Origin of the sequence: Desulfobotulus alkaliphilus (assembly GCF_007830435.1) — a bacterium.
Classification (GTDB): domain Bacteria; phylum Desulfobacterota; class Desulfobacteria; order Desulfobacterales; family ASO4-4; genus Desulfobotulus; species Desulfobotulus alkaliphilus.
Window position 1 is genome coordinate 66,434 of sequence record NZ_VLLC01000015.1, and the last position, 23,056, is coordinate 89,489.

At 50.7% G+C, this 23,056-nt stretch carries 18 protein-coding genes and 1 pseudogene; 6 read left to right on the forward strand and 13 right to left on the reverse strand.

All coding sequences use genetic code 11. The features are described from left to right. Positions 1-359: 359 nt before the first annotated feature. Positions 360-3,077 carry an ATP-binding protein gene (locus LZ24_RS10410; RefSeq protein WP_144685226.1) on the forward strand — a complete coding sequence of 906 codons (2,718 nt, stop codon included), beginning with the start codon at positions 360-362 and terminating at the stop codon, positions 3,075-3,077. 314 nt (positions 3,078-3,391) lie between these two features. Here LZ24_RS10410 and trpA read toward each other — a convergent pair whose 3' ends face one another. From trpA to LZ24_RS10470, 12 genes and pseudogenes are all read right to left on the reverse strand, one after another. Next, on the reverse strand, positions 3,392-4,195 hold the full coding sequence (gene trpA / locus LZ24_RS10415; RefSeq protein WP_144685228.1) for a tryptophan synthase subunit alpha: 804 nt from the start codon (positions 4,193-4,195) through the stop codon (positions 3,392-3,394). Positions 4,196-4,206: 11 nt separating this feature from the next. Beyond that, positions 4,207-5,439: a tryptophan synthase subunit beta gene (trpB, locus tag LZ24_RS10420; RefSeq protein WP_144685230.1), complete on the reverse strand. Its 1,233-nt coding sequence runs from the start codon at positions 5,437-5,439 to the stop codon at positions 4,207-4,209. 482 nt (positions 5,440-5,921) lie between these two features. Next, positions 5,922-6,548, reverse strand: a complete 627-nt coding sequence (locus LZ24_RS10425) for a phosphoribosylanthranilate isomerase (RefSeq protein WP_144685232.1) — start codon at positions 6,546-6,548, stop codon at positions 5,922-5,924. Next, complete coding sequence (trpC, locus tag LZ24_RS10430) at positions 6,545-7,357, reverse strand: indole-3-glycerol phosphate synthase TrpC (RefSeq protein WP_144685233.1); 813 nt, start codon at positions 7,355-7,357, stop codon at positions 6,545-6,547. Before trpC ends, LZ24_RS10425 begins: the two co-directional genes overlap by 4 nt. Then, entirely contained in the window at positions 7,347-8,375 is a 1,029-nt protein-coding gene (gene trpD / locus LZ24_RS10435; protein ID WP_186443067.1) for an anthranilate phosphoribosyltransferase, read from the reverse strand. The genes trpC and trpD overlap by 11 nt, the downstream gene beginning before the upstream one ends. Before the next feature lie 10 nt (positions 8,376-8,385). Next, the gene (locus tag LZ24_RS10440) at positions 8,386-8,988 is read right to left on the reverse strand and encodes an anthranilate synthase component II (protein WP_144685235.1); all 603 of its coding nucleotides are present in this window, start codon (positions 8,986-8,988) and stop codon (positions 8,386-8,388) included. Between the two features lie 11 nt (positions 8,989-8,999). Continuing rightward, entirely contained in the window at positions 9,000-10,487 is a 1,488-nt protein-coding gene (locus tag LZ24_RS10445) for an anthranilate synthase component I family protein (protein WP_144685237.1), read from the reverse strand. Positions 10,488-11,046: 559 nt separating this feature from the next. Continuing rightward, positions 11,047-11,568, reverse strand: a pseudogene (locus LZ24_RS10450) (substrate-binding periplasmic protein); the annotation flags it as partial. Between the two features lie 708 nt (positions 11,569-12,276). Then, positions 12,277-13,998 carry a flotillin family protein gene (locus tag LZ24_RS10455; protein ID WP_144685238.1) on the reverse strand — a complete coding sequence of 574 codons (1,722 nt, stop codon included), beginning with the start codon at positions 13,996-13,998 and terminating at the stop codon, positions 12,277-12,279. Positions 13,999-14,060: 62 nt separating this feature from the next. Next, positions 14,061-14,714 (reverse strand): YqiJ family protein, encoded by a 654-nt coding sequence (locus LZ24_RS10460; protein ID WP_144685240.1) that lies wholly within the window; start codon positions 14,712-14,714, stop codon positions 14,061-14,063. Next, positions 14,714-15,373 carry a PspA/IM30 family protein gene (locus LZ24_RS10465; protein ID WP_144685242.1) on the reverse strand — a complete coding sequence of 220 codons (660 nt, stop codon included), beginning with the start codon at positions 15,371-15,373 and terminating at the stop codon, positions 14,714-14,716. Before LZ24_RS10465 ends, LZ24_RS10460 begins: the two co-directional genes overlap by 1 nt. Before the next feature lie 93 nt (positions 15,374-15,466). Next, positions 15,467-15,883 carry a bacteriohemerythrin gene (locus LZ24_RS10470; protein WP_186443068.1) on the reverse strand — a complete coding sequence of 139 codons (417 nt, stop codon included), beginning with the start codon at positions 15,881-15,883 and terminating at the stop codon, positions 15,467-15,469. A 304-nt stretch (positions 15,884-16,187) separates the two neighbouring features. Between LZ24_RS10470 and LZ24_RS10475 the strand changes: the two genes are divergently transcribed. The 3 genes from LZ24_RS10475 to LZ24_RS10485 all read left to right on the forward strand — a co-directional run bounded on the left by LZ24_RS10475 (position 16,188) and on the right by LZ24_RS10485 (position 18,403). Further along, on the forward strand, positions 16,188-16,448 hold the full coding sequence (locus tag LZ24_RS10475) for a DUF4911 domain-containing protein (RefSeq protein ID WP_186443069.1): 261 nt from the start codon (positions 16,188-16,190) through the stop codon (positions 16,446-16,448). Between the two features lie 66 nt (positions 16,449-16,514). Beyond that, a complete protein-coding gene (miaB, locus tag LZ24_RS10480; RefSeq protein ID WP_144685248.1) occupies positions 16,515-17,870 on the forward strand; it encodes a tRNA (N6-isopentenyl adenosine(37)-C2)-methylthiotransferase MiaB in 1,356 nt (451 codons plus the stop codon). Positions 17,871-17,893: 23 nt separating this feature from the next. Continuing rightward, a complete protein-coding gene (locus LZ24_RS10485; protein ID WP_144685250.1) occupies positions 17,894-18,403 on the forward strand; it encodes a bifunctional nuclease family protein in 510 nt (169 codons plus the stop codon). A 9-nt stretch (positions 18,404-18,412) separates the two neighbouring features. On the opposite strand, the gene LZ24_RS10490 is transcribed toward LZ24_RS10485, so the two are convergent. After that, positions 18,413-20,374, reverse strand: a complete 1,962-nt coding sequence (locus LZ24_RS10490) for an adenylate/guanylate cyclase domain-containing protein (RefSeq protein ID WP_186443070.1) — start codon at positions 20,372-20,374, stop codon at positions 18,413-18,415. A 399-nt stretch (positions 20,375-20,773) separates the two neighbouring features. Here LZ24_RS10490 and LZ24_RS10495 point away from each other — a divergent pair, with 399 nt between their 5' ends. Together LZ24_RS10495 and LZ24_RS17860 are read left to right on the forward strand one after the other, a co-directional pair. Next, a complete protein-coding gene (locus LZ24_RS10495; protein WP_222427606.1) occupies positions 20,774-22,186 on the forward strand; it encodes a Fic family protein in 1,413 nt (470 codons plus the stop codon). Further along, a complete protein-coding gene (locus LZ24_RS17860; protein WP_246118577.1) occupies positions 22,179-22,697 on the forward strand; it encodes a hypothetical protein in 519 nt (172 codons plus the stop codon). The genes LZ24_RS10495 and LZ24_RS17860 overlap by 8 nt, the downstream gene beginning before the upstream one ends. The last annotated feature ends 359 nt before the right edge of the window (positions 22,698-23,056 follow it).

Below are 23,056 nucleotides of genomic sequence, written 5' to 3' on the forward strand. Positions count from 1 at the left end.
CAGGCTTGAGTGCCGGAGTGCTAATAAGAAGCGGCAAACTGTCTGAGCCGCCACAAAGGCAGCGTACCAAGGCCTGTTATGGTAATCAAAAAGCTTATCCTGCCTGTGGCGGGGAGGTTTTGCCGCCTCCGCACAGGGCAAGAAGCTCCCGAATCCGGCACTCAAGATCCATAGGCATTTTTGCTCCCGTAAAGGGCTTGAGCTTTTCAGCTTGAGTGCCGGATTGCGTCACGGGCAAATAGCCTGGGGCCTGTGCATCTGTCTTGCAGATATGGTCTTTGGAAAACGGTGCTGAACAGTTACGATGCTTCAACAGTCTGCAGGATAGCTTCCTCTATATTCTATGGAAAGGAGTCTTAATGAAAAGCCCCAGAACTCTCCATTCCTCCCTTATTTCCATGCCCTTCTTTCTCACGGGTTTTATACTGGCAGGGCTGAGTCTCTGCTTTCTGATCTTTGTTATTTTTACCAAGCTGGAATCCCGGAAAAACCTTTTGGAAGCGGCAGAGCTGCGTTCCCGGATTCAGACACAGATTTTTGCAGAACATGCCTCCGGCCTGTTCCGAGCCATTGATATCACCCTTATGTCCGTTATGCCCTTTCTGGAAGAAGGCGATGTTCTGGGCAATGCCGCTGCTGAAGATGCCATCCGTCGCCGTATTCTTTTTCTGCATCAGCTTAAAAATATGTATATTCTGGATGACAAAGCGCAGCTTGTGTACGTCCATCCAAGGGGAGAGATGGTGGATCTGTCAATGGCTGACAGGGATTATTTCCTTCGTACACACAAAGATTCCCTGATGGACTTTGACATCAGTGTTTCGTCAGAAAATGAAAAGGGTGATATTGGTATCCGGTTCAGCCGCAGAGTGGAAAACCGGGATGGCAGATTTCTCGGAGTGGTGGTTGGGGTGGTGGACTTTGCCTATTTCCGGAAGCGTTATCAGGAGTATGAACTGGCAGGAGTTGATGCCATTGTGCTTTATAATGCAGACGGACGTCTCCTTTCCGGATGGCTGCCCCCTGAGAGTGGGAATAAGCCGGATTCTTCCGCAGGGCTTTGGGATCTGTCTTATTTTAATTCCTTTTCTCTGGAGGATCTCACCGCCGGAGGCATGCGTTCCTTTACAGACAAGGAATATATTGTTGCCACAAATCAGTTACCGGACTTTCCCTTCCACATGGGTACGGTTTTGAACAGGAATCATATTCTTAAGGTATGGGAAAGGGATCTTCATCATCTTTCTTTAATTTTCATGCTGGTTTTCATGGGGCTGGGTGGCATGGCATGGCTCCTTCGTAAACAGGTGCTCCGGCAGAAAGAAATTGAGAAAAAAAATATTGAACTTGAGGCCAAGGCCGAACTGACAGGTCTCATGCGGGATCTTGCTTTTTCGGTTCAGCAGGCAGAAGGGCTTGAAGATGCGGCCAGAATTTTCCTTGAACAGCTCTGTGAATATGGAGGCTGGGAGGCGGGTTTTTTCCGCATGCAGCACAGCGGTGAACAAGACAGGCTTATGATTACAGGATGCAGCTGTGGAGGCCAGGGGGATTGCCGCGCTCAAGCGTTGGAAAGTATGGAAAAAGGGCTTGAAGGGTATTTTGCCCTTGAAAAACCAGCCTTTTTTTCAGAAGAATCTGGTTTAGCATCAAAAAATATCTGTGTGCTGCCCGTTTGCGACAGCCACCATCTCAAGGCCGAAGCCCTTTTCCTTTCTTTCTGCCATGGAAAAAAGGAGGCGGCCCTTCTGGATATCATGATGCAGGCAGCAGCCTTTGCAGGCCGCCTGATTGAACGCAGGGTTTCTGAAAAAAGACTGGAGGATTCCCTTGCAATGTATCAGACAAGCCAGACGGAACTGGCCCGGGCCAAGGAAAAGGCCGAGGCCGATAACGATGCCAAGAGTGCATTTTTAACCCATATGAGCCATGAGCTTCGTACACCCATGAATGGCATACAGGGGATGACGGAACTTCTGCTTCAGACGGATCTGGATGAAGAACAGCAGAGTTATCTCCGGATTGTTCAGGACAGTTGCGGATCACTCCTTGGCATGATCAACGGGCTTCTGGACCTTGCAAAAATTGAGTCTGGAAAATTCAGTCTGGAATGGATTTCCTTCGGGCTTCGTCATTTCATGGAGGCCTTCTGTGCGCCCATGGCCCTTCTGGCTCAGGAAAAGGGACTGCGTTTTTCATGCAATATCGCCGATGATGTTACGGACAGGCTCATGGGGGATACGGACAAGCTGCGCCGAATCCTTACCAACCTTGTGGGAAATGCCCTGAAATTTACCCACCATGGCGGTATCTCCATTGAGGTCAGTGAAACAGCAAGCCATGGATCAGAACGGTATCTTTGTTTCCGGGTGCAGGATACGGGAATCGGCATTTCAGAAGAAAAAATTTCTTCTCTTTTTCAACCCTTTTCCCAGGCGGACAGCTCCATTTCCCGCAGATACGGGGGAACGGGTCTCGGGCTTCTGATTTCCCGGCAGCTTGCGGAAAAAATGGGGGGCCGTATGGGAATAGAGAGCAAAGAAAATCAGGGTTCCTGTTTCTGGTTTACCGTATCCTTTAAACGGGTTGATACCCTGAGCGAAGAAGAGGAAAAGGAGGCCTCTGTCCCAAAGGTACGCTCTCCGGAGTCCCTTCTGAGCCCGGCACAGAAAAAGTCCCGTATCCTTGTGGTTGAAGATGATCTTACCAATCAGCAGGTGGCCCTTGGATTTTTAAGAAAACTGGGACTGGCTGCGGATATCGCCCAGAGTGGCGCGGAAGCGCTGGAAATGCTTGGACAGTCTCCCTATGATCTGATTCTTATGGATGTGCAGATGCCGGATATGGACGGAACAGAAGTAACCCGAAGAATCCGGGCCGGGGAAGTGAAGGGCCTTTATCCGGAGATTCTGATTATTGCCATGACAGCCAATGTCACCCGGAGTGATCAGGAAAAGTGTTTTCAGTCCGGTATGAACGCTTTTATTTCCAAACCCATATCCGGTTATGATCTTGCGGAGACCCTTGCTGCCTGGCTTCCTTTACCTGAAGATTCATCTTCCCCTGAGCCAATGTGAGGTTGTATTGCATATTCTGATTACCACTGTCTTTCAGCCATACAAACCTTAATTATGGAAATTATATGATCAGATTTTACGCATGTTAGCTTAGCACCCGTAAAGGGTGCCCCTACACAAAACAGGGCTTGTAAAAACCAAGCGTTAAGGGCAGGCCTTCAAGCCTGCCCGTATTAAAAGCCCGCATCATAGACATGGCAACAACCTGACCAGCAAGCTGTGGCTGAGTCAGGGTAGTAATCAGATTGCATATTGACAGGGATCTGTGACGCCCTGAGAGCTGGCCCTCATCCCTGTCTCCGGATATTTTCTCCTCAGTCTGAATACTTGCAGGCCTGCTTGAACTCCCCTGTCATTTTTCCCAGAATCTCCGAGATCTTTTCTTTATCTTTTGTTTCTCCTATGGCCCGGACAAAGGCCGAGCCGATGACAATGCCGTCTGCGTGCGGACCCAGGGCCGCCACCTGAGACGCTTCGCTGATGCCAAAGCCCAGAGCCACGGGAACGGGGCTTAAGCTCCGGACCTTACGGGCCATGGCTCCTGCCTTTTCCGGATCAAGGCCACCGGAGCCGGTCACGCCGGTCATGGAAACAAGATACAAAAATCCTTTAGCATTTTTGCAGATCTCCTTCATCCTGTCGTCCGGCGTGGTGGGGGCCACAAGGGGGATGGAAACAAGGCCTGAGGCTTCCAGAAACGGAAGAAGTTCGTCTGCTTCCTCAAGGGGCATGTCCACCACCAGCACACCGTCTGCCCCGGCGGCGGCAGCATCCTTGCAGAATGTTTCAGGACCATGGGCAAGGATGGGGTTTAAGTAGGAAAAGAGTACAATGGGGGTTGGGTATTTCTCCCGGATTTCCCTGACCATTTTCAAAGCGGTGTCAAGGTCCATTCCCGCCTTCAGAGCCCTCTGGGAAGCCAGCTGAATGGCAGGACCGTCTGCCGTGGGATCGGAGAAGGGGATACCGATTTCAAGGAGATCCATGCCATGGTCCAGCATGGAAAAAATAATTTTTCTGCTGGTTTCCACATCCGGGTCCCCTGCGGATACAAAGCCGATGAGGGCAGCCTCTTTGCGCTTTCTGCACTGTTCAAACATTTTGCTGATGCGGTTCATGATCACATTCCTTATGCATTCAGAAGAAGTTCTGCCCTGATGGCGTCAAAGGCAGGATGCCCCGTGGCATTGGCCATGTCCTTGTCGCCCCTGCCGGAAAGATTCACAAGAATGTTCTGGGTTTTCGGGCGTTTTTTTGCCTCAAGGATGGCGGCGGCCAGGGCATGGCTGGATTCCAGTGCCGGAAGAATGCCTTCACTTACGGTCAGAAGCTTGAAGGCGGAAAGGGCCTGAATATCCGTAATGGCCGTGTAGCGCACCCGTCCGCAGTCCTTGAAAAGGGAATGCTCCGGCCCCACACCGGGATAGTCCAGCCCCGCAGATACGCTGTGGGCTTCCAGAATCTGGCCGTCTTTGCTCTGCAGCACATAGGACTTGGAGCCATGGAGAACGCCTACACTTCCCTTGAGAAGGGTGGCCGCATGGCGGCCTTCAAGGCCTTCGCCAGCGGCCTCCACACCCAGCATGTCCACTTTGGTGTCCAGAAAGGGAAAGAAAAGCCCCATGGCGTTGGAGCCGCCGCCCACCGCCGCCACGAGAAGATCCGGGAGGGCTCCCGTTTTCCGGAGAAACTGCTCTTTGGCTTCTTCGCCGATTACCTTTTGAAATTCCCGCACCATCAGGGGATAGGGATGGGGGCCTGCCACGGAGCCGATGACATAAAAGGTGTCTTCCACACAGGCTGTCCAGTGGCGGAGTGCGGCGTTCATGGCATCTTTCAGGGTGGCGGTGCCTTCTTCTACGGAGATTACTTCTGCACCAAGGAGCTTCATGCGGGCCACATTGGGGGCCTGTCGCCGGATATCTTCCTTTCCCATGAAAACCGTGCAGGCCATGCCAAAGCGGGCGGCGGCGGTGGCTGTGGCAACACCGTGCTGACCGGCCCCGGTTTCTGCGATGACCCGGCCTTTTCCCATGCGATGGGCCAGCAGTACCTGCCCGAGGGTATTGTTGATTTTATGGGCACCGGTGTGGGTGAGATCTTCCCGTTTGAGAAAAATCCTTGCTCCTCCGGCCATGTCCGAAAGGCGGTCTGCCGCATAGAGGGCCGTTGGCCGTCCGGCATAATCCTGAAGAAGGCTCAAAAGCTCCCTTTGGAAGTCCTTGTCCTTCCGGATGGACTCAAAGCTTTTTTCCAGCTCCAGCAGGGCGGGCATGAGGGTTTCTCCCACATAGCGGCCGCCGAAAATGCCAAAATGGCCCTTTGCATCGGGCAGGGCTGTGAAATCCGGGTAGGCTGTCATGGTTTTCCTTTCCTATATGTAATTATTCAGCACAGTTTTTTAAATTCCATACCTGCAAGACAGATGCACAGGCCCCAGGCTATTTGCCCGTGACGCAATCTTATTCTTAGAGCTTCTTGCCCTGTGCGGAAGCGGAAAAAACCCCCCGCCACAGGCAGGATAAGCTTTTTGATTACCATGGCAGGCCTTGGCACGCTGCCTTTGTGGCGGCTCAGACAGTTTGCCGCTTCTTTCGCACAGGCCTGCAAAGCTCTGATCCGAAACGATTGCAATGTCACTTGCAAATAGCCACGGAGCCTTGTAACAGTACGAAGCTGCTGCAATGACAGCATTGGCAGTTCAGAATAAACTGTGCTGAGCAGTTACTCATATATACGGTTTAACAAGAGGCATCATGACTGTTTGTATGCGGCCTTGCCATGGTTTCCGATTCGGTCACGAACCAGCAGAATACCTCTGTACCTGTTTGACAGATTTGATTCTTAGACCGGGCTTGTACGAACAGCTTCCACAAAGCTCTTTATTTTTTCATGATCCTTGATGCCGGGCGAAGATTCCACGCCGGAGCTGACATCCACGCCAAAGGGCTTTGCCTTGATGAGGGCCTCTTTTACATTGTCCGGGTTGAGGCCACCGGCAAGCAGGGCCGGATACTTCTGGCAGAAATCCTTTGCCGCTGCCCAGTCCCAGCTTTTGGCGTTACCGCCGGGCATGGTTCCTGCGGCCGCTTCCACAAGAAAACGGTCTGCGGAATACCGGGGGGCCGAGGCTGTGGAAGGCTCCTGATGCAGATAAAGTCCCTTGATGAGAAAAAAGCCTTCTTCCATGATGCGTGCCGCAAGTTCGGGGCTTTCCCTGCCGTGGAGCTGGATGCCCCGGCATCCGGCTTCTTTTGCGGTGCGGATGGCCGTTTCCGCATCGGGGTTCACCATTACGGCCACGGTGAGGATGTCCGGAGAAACCGCATCCGTGATCTGCCTTGCGGTTTTCACATCAAGATGCCTCGGGCTTTTGGGGAAAAAGACGCAGCCAATGGCATCCACGCGAAGGGCTGAGCAGAAACGGGCCGTATCCGGGTGGGTAATGCCGCAGATCTTGATGAAGGTCATGGGAGAACCCCGCTTTCCACCATGGCCTTCAGGTCTTTTTCCGGATCAGGGCTGCGCACAAGGCTTTCGCCCACAAGAAAGCTGTGCACGCCAAGGTGTCTGGAAACGGCGATGTCCTCAGGCCCCCGGATGCCGGAAAGGGCTACGGCAATCACCCCTTTGGGCAGAAGGGAAGCCATGCGCGGGGCAAGGCGGATGTCCGTTTCAAAGGTGGCAAGATCCCTGTTGTTGATGCCCACAAATCTGGCCCCTGCATCCAGTGTCTGAAAAATTTCTTCTTCCCCATGGATTTCGTGCAGCACAGTGAGACCCAGCTCAGAAGCCAGATTTGCCAGTTCTTTGTGACGCTTTGGGTCAAGAATCCGGGCAATGAGGAGAATGGCATCTGCTCCCATGGCTGCCGATTCCAGTACCTGATAGGGCGTGAAAATAAAATCCTTTCTCAGTACGGGAAGAAGGGTTGCCGAGCGGGCTGCCTGCATGTCTTCAAGGCTGCCTCCGAAAAAATCCGGCTCCGTGAGCACGGAAAGGGCAGCAGCCCCTCCCTTTTCATAGGCCTTTGCAAGGGATGCAGGATTGAGATCCGGGTTCAGCTCCCCTTTGGAAGGGGAGCGTCGCTTGATTTCAGCCATGATGGCGGCGGGTTTTTGGGCGTTCTGGTGCAGACCGGCTCCAAAATTCCGGATCATGGGTCTTTGGGAAAGCATGGCCGATAAAAGGGCTTCCGGCCGCTCCCTTTGGGCCTCATCAATGCGGAGTTTTCGTTTTTCCACGATCTTTTTCAAAATGGAAGTCATCTTATCGGCCACCGGCGGCCTCCCGGGTAAATTGAATCAGGGCCTCCAGTTTTGCCATGGCAGCGCCGGAATCAATGGCTTCCCCGGCAAGGAGGATGCCCTCTTTGATGTCCTTTGCCCTGTCACAGGCCACAAGGGCGGCCGCGCTGTTGATGAGAACAATATTGCGTTTTGCGCCCTTTTCACCGGAGAGAATGGCCCGGGTGATGGCCGCATTGTTTGTCGCGTCCCCGCCTTTCAGGTCTTCAGGATCGGCGGGTTCGCCAAAATATATTTCCGGATAAAGATCATAGGTTTTCAGCCTGCCATCGGCTGCCTCCGTCACCCTTGTGGGAGCGCAGACGGATATTTCATCCAGCCCGTCATGGCCGTGCACCACAAAGGCTTTGCGGGTACCCAGATCCAGCAGGGCCTGTCCCATGCTTTCCGTAAGATCCGGTTTGAATACACCGATCACCTGACAGGATGCCGCCGCAGGATTGGCCATGGGACCGATGGCATTGAAGAGGGTACGGATACCAAGGGCTTTTCTGGCAGGCCCTGCATGGCGGACGGCGGCATGGAAGTTGGGGGCAAAGAGAAAGCCTATCTTGATTTCAAAGAGGGCTTCTTCCACGGCTTCCGCAGGGATATCCAGCCGCACACCGAGGGTTTCCAGAACGTCGGCACTGCCGCATTGGCTGGAGACGGACCGGTTGCCGTGTTTGGCCACAACAGCTCCGCAGCCTGCTACCACAAAGGCCGCTGTGGTGGAAATGTTGAAGGTGTCAGCACCGTCTCCACCCGTACCGCAGGTATCCACCGTAAGGCTGGCCGGAGTCTGGATGCGCTGCATGTTACGGCGCAGCACACGGGCCGCACCGGTCAGTTCGCTGGCGCTTTCGCCCTTTACCGCAAGGGCGGCAAGAAAACCGGCCACCGTGGCAGGATCGGTTTCTCCCGTAAAAATGGCATCCATGGCCTCGCCGCATTCCTGTTCCGTGAGATCTTCATGGCGGATGATTTTTTCCATAAGCTTTCTGAACAGCATGATTCACTCCTTATATCTGGCCTGATACATGACCTGCGGCCTGATCCAGAAAATTACGAAGAAAGCGTTTGCCCATGGGCGTCATGATGGATTCGGGATGAAACTGTATCCCTTCGGTGGGGTGTTCCCGATGGCGGAGCCCCATGATTTCTCCATCTTCTGCGCGGGCTGTGATTTCAAGGCAAAAGGGAAGGCTTTCTTCCCGTACGGCCAGAGAGTGGTAACGCATGGCTTTAAAGGGTCGGGTGACTCCGGCAAAAACACCTTTGCCATCGGCTGTAATTTCTGAAACCTTACCATGCATGAGCCGCTTTGCATGGACAACATCCGCATGAAATACCCTGGCAATGCTCTGATGCCCTAAACATACGCCGAGTATGGGTTTTTTTCCGGAAAAGCAGCGGATAAAATCCATGGAACCTCCTGCATTTTCAGGTCGTCCCGGTCCGGGAGAAATAACAAGGCCGTCAATACCCATATTTTCAATTTCTTCGGCTGTTATATTGTTGTTTCTGAAGGTGACAACCTCAGCACCCAGCTCTTCAAAATACTGCACCAGATTGAAGGTGAAGGAATCAAAATTATCCACCATGAGAATCCGGGTTTTTTCCATGATTCTTCTCCTTATAGGGGCTTGGGGCCTTTAAGCATGGCAAGGGCCGTCTGTAGGGCTCTTGCCTTGTTCAGGGTTTCCTGTCTTTCGGTTTCAGGGTCCGAGTCCGCCACAATTCCGGCACCAGAGCGTACGGTGAGGGTTTCACCACGGATGATGGCAGTGCGGATAACAATGGCCAGATCCATGTTGCCGTTGAAGCTGAAATACCCGACAGCTCCGCCATAGGCGTCTCTGGGCTGGTCTTCATTTTCCGCTATGATTTCCATGGCCCGGATTTTTGGGGCTCCGGAAAGGGTACCGGCGGGGAAGGTAGCTGCCACAAGATCTAAGGCATCCAGTTCCGGCTTGAGTTGGGCTGTGATGTTGGAAACCAGATGCATGACGTGGGAGTAACGCTCCACCATCATGAGGTCTGTCACCTGAACCGAGCCCGTTCGGGCAATGCGGCCAAGATCGTTGCGGCCAAGATCCACCAGCATGAGGTGTTCCGCCTTTTCCTTTTCATCCTTTAGCAGGTCATCGGCAAGGCGACGGTCTTCGGCAGGGCTTACGCCCCTTGGCCGGGTGCCTGCGATGGGCCGTAATGTGGCAAGGCCTTCTTCAAGGCGAACCATGGTTTCCGGGGAAGAGCCCACAAGGGTCTGACCTCCGGCCCTCAGAAAAAAAAGATAGGGTGATGGATTGGTGTATCGCACAGCCCTGTACAGGGCCACGGGATCATCGGGAGCCGGTCCTTCAAAGGACTGGGAGATGACGGCCTGAATGATATCACCTTCCATGATATGATTTTTTACCCTTTCCACCCGGTTGCGGAAAACCTCCGGCGGGGTCATGGGCTGGAGAACCGTAGCCGGTCCCTGAAGGATTGGTTCTTCCGGGGCGGGTTTTCTGACGGTTTCAAGGAGGGTCTCCAGTCTGGCTTCCGCTGTGGTATAGGCACTGTCCGCACTGGCTCCGTCCTCCAAAAAAGCAAGGCAGATGCAGGTCAGGGTGTGGCGGTGGTTGTCAAAGACCATAAGGGGGTCGGGAATGAGAAATACCCCCAGCGGCCTTGATGGGGGAAGACTGTGGGGAATCTTTTCAAAGCTGCTCACCGCCTCATAGCTGAGATAGCCCACAAGGCCACCGGGGAAGGGGGGCAGGTCTTCCAGCTCCGCCAGTCTGTAACGCTGGAGAATCTGCCTCAGGGCAGGGGTGAAATCACCCTTGTGGGGCAGGGTTTCCGTGGCACCGGGACCGTGCTTTTCAATGTGGTCCTGATAAATTCTGATTTCAGACCTAAAACTTGTGCCAAGGAAGCTGTACCTTGCCCAGCGCTCGCCGCCTTCCACGGATTCAAACAGAAAGATGGGATCCTGGGAATTGTGAAAGCGGCGCAGCATGGAAACGGGCGTTTCACTGTCCGCAAGGATACGGGCGCACAAAGGGATGACATTGCATCCCGCTCTGGCTTTTTCGTTGAAAAAGGCTTTTTCCGGAAAGCGTTTGAGGAGCATGGCGTATTCTGTCCTTTATGGGATGAAAAAATTAGGGTTCATCCGGCCCGGATCATTCCATGTCCAGGCCTTTAAACGACAAAAGGGCTGCGGAAGATCCGCAGCCCCTGATACCTTTGATATAAATCTCTCATGGCCTGCGGTGTCATGGGACACCCACGGGCCGTCTGATGCTTGTCAGCCTGTGCCGTGGTGCCCGAAGGATACGGGCCACCACCAGAGAATGGATATATTTTTTTCTGTGCAGAGGCTTCTCAATGCTTTTTCCTTTTTCTGGCTGTTCATCCTGTTTTTCTTGTTTCTATTGGCAGAAACACTTGATCAGATAAAAGCACATGCAAAAAAGTGTGTCAAGTTTTTTTCCGGGCTTCAAAATATTAATGGGTTGTTACGGAGAAAAAAGCTGGGAGCTGCTTAGGATTGTTAAGTGTGTGGACCGTATTTTATGCTTAATTTTTAATGCCATAACTTTCCATAATTTGATCGTATATACCATTTTTGCGTATTTCCTGCAGTCCTTTGTTAAAGGCTGAAATGATTTCTTTATGCCTTGGATTTTTCAGGCCTGAGGCCACATAAAAAGAGGGTTTTGGGAAATGGCATTTCGGGTAAAGGATATCTCTTTCAACAGATCCGGATTTTCCTGGGCAAGACGGACACGTGCAACAATTTCATCCTCAAGGGTCAGGTCAATGCGGTTGGCAAGGAGTTTTCTGACATTACTGATGAGATCATTGGCAACATCCCGTTCAAAGTGGGTGGCTTGCAAAAAAGCATCTCCGTACCCATATCCGCGTATGGTTCCTACGGTTTTATCTTTAAGACTGTTCAAATCAGAGTATTCAAATGGATCATCTTTTTTCTTAATGAACTTAATCTGATTGACCGCATAGGGTTCACTGAAATGAAGATATTTTTTTCTTTCATCTGTCATCCAGGTCGGGGGTAAAATATCATAAGTCCCTTCTTTGACCCCATGTTCTGCTCTGGCCCATGGAACGTATTCCATTGTAACGGTGTACCCTTGGGTTTTAAAAGCTGCACGGATAATTTCAAGGCTTAAGCCCTCTTTGGGGTGCTGGGGGTCAACAAAGGGTGGCTAGGGATCTGCCGCTGCAACCAGCACCTTTTCTGCATAGACTGGCCCGGAATAAAAAAACAGTACCGCAATAAAAAGGACTAAAAATTTTTTCATGATAAGCCTCCTTTTTTATGGTTTATATTTGATACTCTCCCTGCTGGTTCCCAGGAAGAATTATAAAACAGCGCTTCACCGGTGTCATTTTTTCCTGCTGGTTCTGGATACTGCTGAATATGTGGCATAAATGGGAATTTTTTTAGTCTGTACAGCCAAGACAGCAGAGGGCAGTTTGCTTGTGTCCAGGGAAATAAGATCTGATTGTCTGGATCATCACTTAAGATTATAAATATGGGAGAGCTAATGGAGGAAATTTGATGCAATAAGCTTTAAAAATCATTATTTTATATATAATACCATGCTGGTATGGGGAATGGCAAGTCTTGATTTTTTGTTAAAACTTTTTTATTGAATTAAGAATAATTATTAATTTGAATTATTATTGTATTCTGCCTATTATAAACCAGCATAAGGGCCTGGTCCTGTTAAAACCATCGGGGGGTTTGAAACAGGAGATTGCGATCCAGCCAAACTGCATGTGTTCCTTAGAAAAAACTCCTTGACCGCTTACAACAGGAAAGGCCGGGTAGTATAACTACCCGGCCTTTCCTGTGTGAAAAGAAAGAGATGGCCCCCTTTGGCAGCTAAACTTTAAGCCTCGGGAGAGGATTTTTTCAAGGACTCCGTGAGTCCGTTAATGTCACCGGGTTTAATGCCTATTTCCGAAAGCAGGGAATCCAGAATGGGTGCCTGGGCACGGTAGCGCAGGGCACTGTTCACCACCTGATCCGAAAGGGAAGCACTGCCCTTTTCCGCGTTTTCTCCTTCTTTACCACTGCCGCCAAGGCCATTGACCTGAAGAATACGGATATCACTGATCTGCTCCATGGGTTTAACACTCTGGGCAATGATTTCCGGAAGGTTGTTGATCAGGGCAAGGCGTACTTCCATGGCCACCTGTTCCGGAGAAAGAAGATTGGCAGCCGTGTTCAGGGCTTTCTTACCTTCGGCTTCTACTGCATATTTCCGCTCTGCGGCATCGGCCAGAAGCATTTCCGCATCCGCCTTGCCTTTGGCTTCCAGACGCTCTTTATCCGCATGGCCCTGGGCAGCAAGACGCAGGGCTTCGGCCTGATCCGTAGCGGCTTTTTTCTCCGCTTCTGCGGCAACGGTCAGCTGGATGGCATCCTTTTCCGCTTTCTGCCTTGCCAGAACCAGCTCCACCTGCTTTTCCCTCTCTGCCCTTTCCGTATCCCGGACAGTGATAACACCTTCTTCTTCCTTGACCGCTTTGGCTCTGGCGCGGTCGGCTTCGGCTTTTGCTTCGGATTCTTCTCTGGATTTTTCCGCTACGGCAATGGCTTTTTCCTGCTCTGCCAGCTCTATGGCCTTGCGCCTTTCAATCTCAGCCTGTTCGACGGCACGGGATTTGGCAATCTCCATTTCTTTGATGGACCGGTCCTTCTGGATTTTTTCGTTCTCCGTATCCCTTTCCGAAGCAATTTTTTTCAAGTCGATTTCCCGCTGGGAAGCAATGCGGGCTTCCTGGGCTTCCCTTTCCTTTTCCGCCTGTTCCCTTGCGATTTCTGCAGCCTGGGAAGCACGGCGGATGGAGATTTCCCTTTCCTGCTCCAGCCTTGCATATTCCTCTTCCCTTGATATTTCGAATCTGGCCCTTTCTGCCTCAAGGTTTTTATGGCGGATGGCAAGGTCCGTTTCCTGCTCAATGTCATTGCGTTTTTTACGGCGGGATTCAATGGCTTCGGTCAGTTTGGTAAGACCTTCGGCATCAAAGGCATTCTGGGCATTGAAATGTTCAAATGCGGTCTGATCCAGCCCCGTAAGGGAGACGGATTCCAGCTCAAGGCCGTTTTTTAAAAGGTCTTCGGAAACAACCTGCTGCACCTTCTGAACAAAATCCACCCGTTTTTCGTGAAGCTCTTCCATGGCCATTTCTGCGGCAACGGCCCTCAAGGCATCCACAAACTTACCTTCCACAAGTTCCTTAAGTTCCGAAGGATTCATGGTTTTAAGGCCAAGGGTCTGGGCGGCATTGGCAATGGAGTCTGCAATGGGTTTGACACGCACATAGAATTCCGCAGCCACATCCACCCGCATCCTGTCCCTTGTGATCAGGGCCTGCTCACCGGTTCTGCGGACTTCAAGGCGCAGGGTGTTCATGTTTACGGGAATGATTTCATGGAGTACGGGCAGCACCATGGCGCCACCATCCATGATCACCTTTTCTCCGCCAAAACCCGTGCGCACAAAAGAGACTTCCTTGGTAGCTCTTTTGTAAAGACGGGCAAGGATGATCAGAAGGATAAAAAAAACGGTGACAAGAACACCGGCGAAGAATAGCAGTTCATTCATGGACGCACTCCTTTCATCTGGGTAAAAAAAGAGATATTGCTGACAATAATGGGATTAAGTCATCAGGGAGGATCGGAAAGAAAAGGGCTGGGACTTCTGATGGCTTTATAGATGTGGTTTTCCATGGCAACCAGAAGAACGGCATCCCCTGTTTTAAAAACCGTATCTTCTGCATCAGGTTCCACAAGAAAATAATGGGTTTTTCCATGGGCATCCTTTGCTTTTCCTTCTGCAGGACTGCCCTTGCTGGCCGTGCCCAGAGTGATGAGGGCCATCTGGCCGACGAGACTTGTACGGGCGACAGCCATGGTTTCATCCTTTGGGAGGATGCGGTGTAAAAAACCACCAAAAAAACGGGTCAGCCAGAGACTGACAAAAAACACAAAAATGGCCGGAAGCCATCCCGGAAGATAGTGTCCGGAGATGGAATGGAAAGCTGCCTGAAACATCAGGCCTGCGCTTCCGAAACTAGCCAGAAAAATTACGAGCAGCATCAGTACCGGCACTTTGCCGATGCGAAGCCAGCCCATGAATTTTCCAAGACTGCCGTCAAAGCCGCCCGCATCCGCATTTATTTCAGGAAGCAGACTGTCTACCACGGATGAACCGCCCACACCTGAAATCATGGCCAGTACTTCCAGAAGCCCTATGAGAAGCATGATGCCAAGGGCTGTGGTAAAAATCAGGTTTTCACTGACTGTAAGAAGTTCCCACATCAGGTTTTATCCGTTTTCAGGGCGGCCAGTCTTTCGGAAATGGCATTTTTCCGGGACAGCTCTTCCAGCTCTGCCAGTTTAGCCGCAGAAGCCGTCTGCATGCCCCGGCCGGGAACTCCGGAAGCATTTTCAAGGATGCGGTCAAAAAGGGAGCCTGCCTTTTCCGCTTTGGTATCCAGAGATGCCTTTGCAGGCGCTTCCGAAAGACCTTCTTTTTCCTGACTTTTTTTGTAAGCAGCCATTTCGGAACGCATTTCACGCTTTTTGGATTGCAGGGCCTGAATGAAACCTTCCAGCTCCTTTTCCTTTTCAAGGCACTCATCTATGGAAGCCGTCAGCACGGGAATAATGGCTTCAATATCCATCTGCTCGGCAATGCCCGTTTCAGCCAGATCATCCCGGTTCAGGGAAACGGCAACCCGGATCTGTTCCGAAAGCCCTTCATAGCGCTTTTTTTCTTCTCCCAGCCTTTTTTCAGCCATGTGCTTCTGGGCCAGCAGTCTGCCCAGTTCGGATCTGGCTTCTTCAATCACGGCATCCATTTCCCTGACGGCTTCGGCCATCAGGCTTTCCGGCGCACTGTTCTCAAAGGATGTTACCAGACTGTTCATGCTGGCACTGAGCAGACGTGCCACCCTTCGACGGATACTTTCACGCATTTTTTCCTCCTGTAATCAGTGGGGTTTTGGGGCAGGCGTATCAGGCAGGTAAAAATCACCTGTCAGGCAGATTTTTAAGGATTCTTTAAGTTTTTATGCATAACCGGAACCTTGCTGTTTTTGACGAAAGACTCCTACTTTTGCATCCTCATTCCGGATATGTACCAGCACCCAGCTATTAATGATCATATCCAGATCCTTTTTCAGTTGATCCAGATCCTTTGCATCCTTAAGGAGCAGGACCATATCTTTACGGATACCATCATGCAGGAGCCGGTGATTTTCAAGTTCAGGGTAATTCCATTCTTCCATCAACTGTTCTTCCGCATCAAAGTGAACGTCAATGTAATCAAAGAGGGATTGCAGGCTGGCTTTCAGTTCAGAAAAGTTTTTTCTGGGATCCATGATGGTCACAATGCGGTTAGCCAGCTCAAAAAGCATGCGGTGCTGGGCATCTATCTCAGGATCTCCGATGGCATATTCTGCCTGCCACTGAAAATGGTCGGGCACTGTAAACCTCCTTGTCAGGCAAAAATTTTCTGGTAGGTCAGGGAAGTACGCAGGGTATATCGTATAATCTTAAAAAAAATATATCAGAATGAAGGGAGGATAAGCAATCTGAACTTGCATAAAAAATATATTTTCCCGACATTTCCCTGCTTTTTTATTAAAAAAATATTGCAAAGCTTTTTCAGACCATTATGATGGCCTTCCTGTGCGGGAACCCGTCCGGGTTCCATGCCCTTCTGACAGACAGATGGCAGGGACTTACAATGCAGACTTTTTCATGCAGTCATACAAGAAGGGGGTCTATTTGGAAACGGAAGCTTTATTCTTCTGGATGAACCGCAGTGAAATCGGTTTTTTTCGTTTTCTGCTGGAAGCCTATGAGGGCATGGGAGCCGTTACCACCCTTGACAGGGAAGGGGGGTTGGTCATGGTCCGTGTGGCACCGGGCTGTGTTGCTCTGGTGGAGGAAGTGGCTGCTTCCCTTGGTCCCGGAGCATCCCTTGTTCCCCTCAGCAGGACAGAGGTGGAGAATATGGGGTTTTCAACACAGCTCTGCCCTGGTTGATTGTATGGTAAAAATTTGTTTTTATGGCTTATATGCCTGTACTAAGGAAAACTCTCGGGGAAAAGAATGAAGTCTCTTTATGTGTTTACCATTGGCTGCCAGATGAATTCCTCTGATGCCGATCTTTTTTACCGTCTGCTGTCTCCCATGGGGTATCTGCCCACAGACAGTCCGGAAAGTGCCGACCTTGTCATTGTGAATACCTGTTCTATACGGGCCAAGGCCGAAGACAAGGCCTTCAGTTTCATTGGTCGGCTTCAGGCCATTAAAGCCGTAAAACCGGGTTTCCGCATCGGGGTGGCCGGTTGTGTGGCCCAGCAGGAAGGGGCTGGCATTCTTAGCCGTGTACCCTATGTGGATTTTATTTTTGGTACCCATGCCATATGGCGTCTTCCGGAAATTGTGACGGCACTGGAGGCCGGTTCCGGCAGAATCGTGGATGTGGATATGGCCGAAGAACTTCCTGAAAGACCGGACACCGGTGAGATGCGGGGAGGGGTTTCAGATTTTGTAACCATCATGAGGGGCTGCGATAATTTCTGCACCTACTGCGTTGTTCCCTATGTCCGGGGTCGGGAAATGAGCCGCAGGCCGGAAGCCATTGTGGACGAGGTGAAAAAAAAGGTGGCTGCCGGAGCCAGAGAAATCACCCTTTTAGGCCAGAATGTGAACAGCTACGGGAAAAAAGAGGGGCTGCCCGATTTTCCGGAGCTTCTGCGCATGGTTGCAGATATTGAAGGGCTTCAGCGTCTTCGTTTTGCCACATCCCATCCCAAGGATCTTTCCGATGAGCTGATCGATGCCTTTGCACAGATCCCCGGACTCTGCAACCACCTGCACCTGCCCGTGCAGTCAGGCTCCACAGCCGTTCTTTCCCGTATGAACAGAAAATATACAAGGGAACACTATCTGGAACGCATCGCCCGGCTGAGGGATGTCTGTCCGGATATCGCCCTTGGTACGGATATTATTGTGGGGTTCCCCGGAGAAAGCAGCGAAGATTTTAACAAGACCCTTTCCCTTGTGGAAAGCATCCGTTATGATGGCGTCTTTGCCTTTGCCTACTCGGACAGGCCCAATGCAAAGGCCGCTGACTTTTCGGGTAAGGTTCCTGAAAAAGAAAAAAAGAGCCGCCTGGCTGAGCTGCTGGCCCTGCAGGATGAAATCACCCGTGAAAAAAATGAAGCCTGTGTGGGGAAAATGGAAGAAATCCTTGTGGAGGGTAAAAGCCCGAGAAAGGTGGATTCTTCTGCCATCACAGATCCTGCGGCAGGGGACCGGGTGACGGGAAGAACCCGAAGCAACCGGGTGGTTCATGCTATACTGGCCGAAGGAGAAAAAAATCCTGTGGGCCGGTGTATCCCCGTACGCATTGACCGTGCCCTGGGGCATTCCCTGTGGGGAAGTCAGACAGGGAAGTAGATATTTACCCAAGGAGGACCACGATGTTTCGTGTTGAAATAGCCAGCCTGTCTCTGGATCCGTCAATCCGTCAGCCTGTTCTGATTCTGAAAAAATGTGATGGAGACGAGGCTGTTCCCCTTGTCATCGGTCATCTGGAAGCCGCAGGCATTGCCGCAGCCATCCGCAAGGAAAACCTTGAAAGCCCCATGACCCATGATCTTTTTGCATCCTTTATCCGTGAGACAGGCTACAGAATGATCCGGGCGGAGGTAACAAGCCTCAAAGAAGGTCGTTTTTCTGCAAAAATTTTTCTGGGCTCCGATGGAAGCGATGCCTTTCCCATGGATTCAAGGCCCAGTGATGCCATTGCCCTGGCTCTGCGCTTTGAAGCACCCATATTCATGGCAGCCCGTCTCTTTGGTCAGGGAGGGGTTGGCGAAGCAACAGGAAAAGCGGAAATGATTACAGAAGCTGCCGATACCTCCGAAGAAGGAAAAAAATGGCTGCGGGTACTTGAAAAAATGGATCCGGAACATTTTGGTCATGCCTGATTTTGACATTTATCTGGCCCTGTGCTCTTCCAGCAGGGCTTCTCTGATTTCCTTCCACCGTAAAGAATAGATGGCAAGGAAGCCGCTTTTGCCTTTCAGCGGCCTCGGTGGCAGGGGCGTGCAGGGCAGGCGGTTTTTAACCGCCTGATAGGTGGCCTCACCCAGAAGAATATCCGCATAGTCCACGGGGATTTCCTTTCCAAGCGTCTTTTCTGCCATAAGCTCCTGATTGACTTCTTTCGTGGCACTTTCAAGCCTTGCCGCCACATTCACGGCATCACCGATGGCCGTATAACTGAAGCGGAAGGAAGAGCCGAGATTGCCTACCACCGCAGGCCCGGTATTGATTCCTATCCCCATTTGCAGGGGCTCATGTTCCGGATGAGCGGCATTGAATTTTTCAAGCTCCCTCAGCATGGATATGGCCGAAAGGCAGGCATGAAAGGCGTGGTCATCATCATCCATGGGGGCGTTGTAGATGGCCATGATGGCGTCCCCTATATACTTGTCCAGAGTGCCCCTGTAGGTGAAAACCGCATGGGTCATGGGTTCAAAATAGGCGTTGAGCAACTGAACCATGGATTCCGCATCCATGGTTTCCGAACGGGCCGTAAAGCCCCTGAGATCCGTAAAAAGCAGGGAAAGCTCTCTGGCTTCTCCGCCAAGGCGGAGTTTTTCCGGATGAAGAATCAGGCTTTCCACCACCTCCGGAGCCAGATAGCTGGAAAAGGCAGAACGCAGGGCTTCGCTTCCGGCACGGCTTTCCATGTACAGATGCACTTCCCCTGAAAGAATGGCCAGCATGAGCCAGAGTCCCGGATAAAAGACTTCCAGCCAGATACCGCCGTAAAGATAGCCGCCCAGACCCGCTCCATAAAGACCGACAAATAACAGGGAATAAAGAGAAAATCTCTGCCATGGTAACGCCATCCACAGAGAAGGCCACCAGAGAAGGCAGAAGAGAAAAAGAATGCCTGCCATTTTCCAGCCGGAAATGACTTCGGGTATGGAGCCATCCTCAAGGTTGGCCACAAAGGTGAGATGCATGAGGGGGCCGGGAAACTGCCCCACGGGTGTTGCCCTCAGATCGCTGACACCGGCTTCGCTGACACCCACAATGACAATTTTATCCTTCAGGGTCTCCGGATCAAAATCCTCTTCCATCAGGCGGGTAAAACTTATGGAAGCATAGGAATCATGTCTGTAGAAATTTAAGCGTATGGCACCTCTGGCATCCGCAGGAATTTTTTTCTCTCCCATGAAAACCCCCTTATCCGTGAATATCAGGTCTTCATGGCGGGCCATGCGGGCCATCTGTACCCCAAGGTTGGGAAGGGCCAGATCCCCGACCCAAAAGGCCAGTGGATAATGGCGGAAACGCTGATCCGCATCGGGCAGGGTATTGAGGGCAGCCAGCAGGGGAATGGATTCGCGTATGGGAGAAACGGGGGCTTCCAGCCGCTCGCTTTCCAGAAGGCTGGCTCGACCTGTCTGCATGAGGGAAGAGTCCAGCAGATGCTCATACACATCTTCCCCCAGAGAAGAGAGTCTCGGACCATTTAAAAAGATACCGCCAATGACGGGCAGCCCTGAGAGGGCTTCGGCCAGTGCCGCATCTTTTTCTGCCTCAGTGGGTTCTGCAAAAATGATATCCAGCCCGATAACCTTTGCCATTGAAAGTGCGGAAAAGCCCTTTGCGATAATATCCCTTGACCAGGGCCACCTGCCAAATTCCTTAACGCTTTCGTGGTCTATATCAATGAAAACAAGGGATGAGGGCGGTGTTTTTGTATTGAAGGCATAATAGGTGTCGCTCAAGGCCGATGCCATGGATGCAATGAGGGTGGGGGGGCGCAGGGAAAGGCCCCATATGCATAAAGCGGCAAAAAACATGATGAAAACCGGATGGGACAGGGTCTTTTTATCCGCAAGCTTCTTTATCTTTTGGGTCAGGGCTGTTTTTTTCAGCATCGCTATCTCCATTTTTTTATTATCAAATCATGATACAAATCTCTATACTCCAGAATCTGATTCCATGACAAGCGCACATGGCAAGGACACTGATCCCCAATCCGGATTTTCTTGTGCTGAATGATCCCGCCTCAGCGCTGGATCGTTCCGTGCCGTTTTACGTGCTGAAATTTTTGCGACACTTCAGGAAAAGCAGGGCCTTGAAAAGTGACTGCAAAAGAACTTGTAATAATGGTCGGGCTATCCTATGAAAACGAAATACTTTTCCGGATGATCCGGGAGACATTTTTTTGTGGAGCTTCTTTCTCCCGGAAGATAAAAAACGAGGGAGGAGAGGTGAATTGATGAATACCATCCGTGATGCCCTGAAAAATGAGCTGATGTATTGGGAGGCTCTTAGTGGAATCAAACCGCATTGAATACAAAAAAGAACTGACGGATTCATTGGAAAAAGAAGTTGTCGCTTTTCTGAATTATCGTGATGGCGGTGTCATTTTTATCGGCATAGATGATAAGGGAACCCTTGTTGGCGTAGATAAAAGCGATCAGCTTCAGCTGATTATCAAAGACAGAATCAGAAACAATATCCAGCCTTCCGCCATGGGGCTTTTTGATGTGATTCTGGAAGCAAGGGAAGACAAAAAGCTTATTCGGATCATCGTTGCCGGTGGCATGGAAAAGCCCTATTATTTACGCAAATATGGCATGACGGAAAAAGGCTGTTTTATACGGATAGGCAGCGCAAGCGAACCCATGTCTCAGGATATGATAGATTCTCTCTACAGCAGAAGAATCCGCAATACCATTGGAAAAATGGAATCAACCCGCCACAATCTTACCTTTGAACAGCTTAAAATTTATTATGAAACAAGGGGCTTGCACCTGAATGCCTCTTTCATGAAAAATCTGGAACTGCTGACTCCCGAAGGAAAGCCCAATTATGCCGCTTATCTTTTAGCAGATGAAAACGGGGTTTCTGTTCAGGTGGCAAAATATGCGGACACGACACGGGTTGATCTTATAGAAAATATTGATTTTGGCCGCTGCTCTCTGATTAAAGCCTATAAAAATGTCATGGACAGAATGAATGTCGAAAATACCATTTATACAAGAATTGGTGTTCCTTTGCGGGAAGAGCGCCCGATGATTAACCCCATTGCCCTGCGGGAAGCGGTCGTCAATGCCATTATTCATAACGACTACTCCAATGGCAGTATCCCCAAATTTGAATTTTTTTCTGACAGACTGGAAATTACCTCTGCCGGAGGACTGCCCTATGGCCTTGAAATGGAAGATTTCTTTGCAGGCCATACAGCCCCCCGTAATAAGGAAATTATGCGGATATTCCGGGATCTTGAAATTGTCGAACATCTTGGCTCAGGAATCCCCCGTATTTTAGAAGCTTATGGTCGGGAGTGCTTTCAGATCAGCCGGAATTTCATGCGGGTGGTTTTCCCTTATGCTCAACCCTTGCCAAAAAAAGATGATTTGCAAAAAATAGCCGGGCAAACAGGGAAACAAGTAGCCGAACAAGTAGCCGAACAAGTAGCCGAACAAGTAACCGAACAAGTAACCGAACAAGTAAAACGACTGCTTGAAGCAATTGGGGGGCAGGCAAAAGGAACCAAGGAACTGATGAGTGTTTTAAATTTGGCTCACCGGCCAACTTTTCTATACGGCTATTTACAACCTGCCCTTGAATTGGGATTTATAGAAATGACGCAGCCTTCCTCCCCCAAAAGCCCGACTCAAAAATATCGCCTCACCGCAAAGGGTAAAGCCCTGCCGGGCAAGGGAAGTGACCATGCCTGACCTGCTTGAGCTTTGGCTAAAACACTTCGAACCGTCCTGGAAAGCCGACGCAGGAAAAAAAAGGATGTACCAAGAAATCTGTATATTAAAAAATCAGCACCAGACAAAACACCGTCAGGGGCAGACCTGCGCTTCACTTTGCTCCAGAGCACAGCACAGGCCCATACCGACCCCGTCCCGTACGGCATCCAAAAAAAAGGGGAAAAACATGCCATTTATCGAAGAACCAACAGGATATGAAAAGACGATCCTTTCAGACCTTCAAGGCGCATGGGCTGTGCTGAGAGATTCCATAGTTGATGGTGAAAAATTCGACGGCTGGGATCGGGTATTGTTTCATGTTGATGAAGCAATGAGCTGGGAGAGTGTCCGAAACCTTAAACGAATGCCTCCACTTTTTTTAATCATCCGGAATCTGTGTATACAGGGAAAAGCACCTCAGGATATTATGGAAAACATTCAAGACCTTGATGATATATTGGGGGAGGTTCTTTCGGAATTCCATAATTGATCCGCATTGCATACCCGTGTACATAAACAAAGCTTTGTTTTTTTGTAATTATTCAGAACAGTTTATTCCGAACTGCCAATGCTGTAATTGCAGCAGCATCGTACTGTTGCAAGGCTCCGTGGCTATTTGCAAGTGACATTGCAATCGTTTCGGATTCCGGCACTCAAGCCAAAAACCCAAAGCCTACTATAAAAAGCAATAAGCTTTTTCAGGCTTGAGTGCCGGAGTGCTAATAAAAAGCGGCAAACTGTCTGAGCCGCCACAAAGGCAGCACACCAAGGCCTGCTATGGTAATCAAAAAGCTTATCCTGCCTGTGGCGGGGAGTTTTTGCCGCTTCCGCACAGGGCAAGAAGCTCCC

Coding starts and splice junctions, on each gene's coding strand:
- trpD (WP_186443067.1), bottom strand. CDS start 8,375: ATGCTGTTCAGAAAGCTTATGGAAAAAATCATCCGCCATGAAGATCTC.
- LZ24_RS10410 (WP_144685226.1), top strand. CDS start 360: ATGAAAAGCCCCAGAACTCTCCATTCCTCCCTTATTTCCATGCCCTTC.
- LZ24_RS10455 (WP_144685238.1), bottom strand. CDS start 13,998: ATGAATGAACTGCTATTCTTCGCCGGTGTTCTTGTCACCGTTTTTTTT.
- LZ24_RS10465 (WP_144685242.1), bottom strand. CDS start 15,373: ATGCGTGAAAGTATCCGTCGAAGGGTGGCACGTCTGCTCAGTGCCAGC.
- LZ24_RS10460 (WP_144685240.1), bottom strand. CDS start 14,714: ATGTGGGAACTTCTTACAGTCAGTGAAAACCTGATTTTTACCACAGCC.
- trpB (WP_144685230.1), bottom strand. CDS start 5,439: ATGACAGCCTACCCGGATTTCACAGCCCTGCCCGATGCAAAGGGCCAT.
- LZ24_RS10485 (WP_144685250.1), top strand. CDS start 17,894: ATGTTTCGTGTTGAAATAGCCAGCCTGTCTCTGGATCCGTCAATCCGT.
- LZ24_RS10425 (WP_144685232.1), bottom strand. CDS start 6,548: ATGACCTTCATCAAGATCTGCGGCATTACCCACCCGGATACGGCCCGT.
- LZ24_RS17860 (WP_246118577.1), top strand. CDS start 22,179: ATGCCTGACCTGCTTGAGCTTTGGCTAAAACACTTCGAACCGTCCTGG.
- LZ24_RS10490 (WP_186443070.1), bottom strand. CDS start 20,374: ATGCTGAAAAAAACAGCCCTGACCCAAAAGATAAAGAAGCTTGCGGAT.
- miaB (WP_144685248.1), top strand. CDS start 16,515: ATGAAGTCTCTTTATGTGTTTACCATTGGCTGCCAGATGAATTCCTCT.
- LZ24_RS10440 (WP_144685235.1), bottom strand. CDS start 8,988: ATGGAAAAAACCCGGATTCTCATGGTGGATAATTTTGATTCCTTCACC.
- LZ24_RS10445 (WP_144685237.1), bottom strand. CDS start 10,487: ATGCTCCTCAAACGCTTTCCGGAAAAAGCCTTTTTCAACGAAAAAGCC.
- trpA (WP_144685228.1), bottom strand. CDS start 4,195: ATGAACCGCATCAGCAAAATGTTTGAACAGTGCAGAAAGCGCAAAGAG.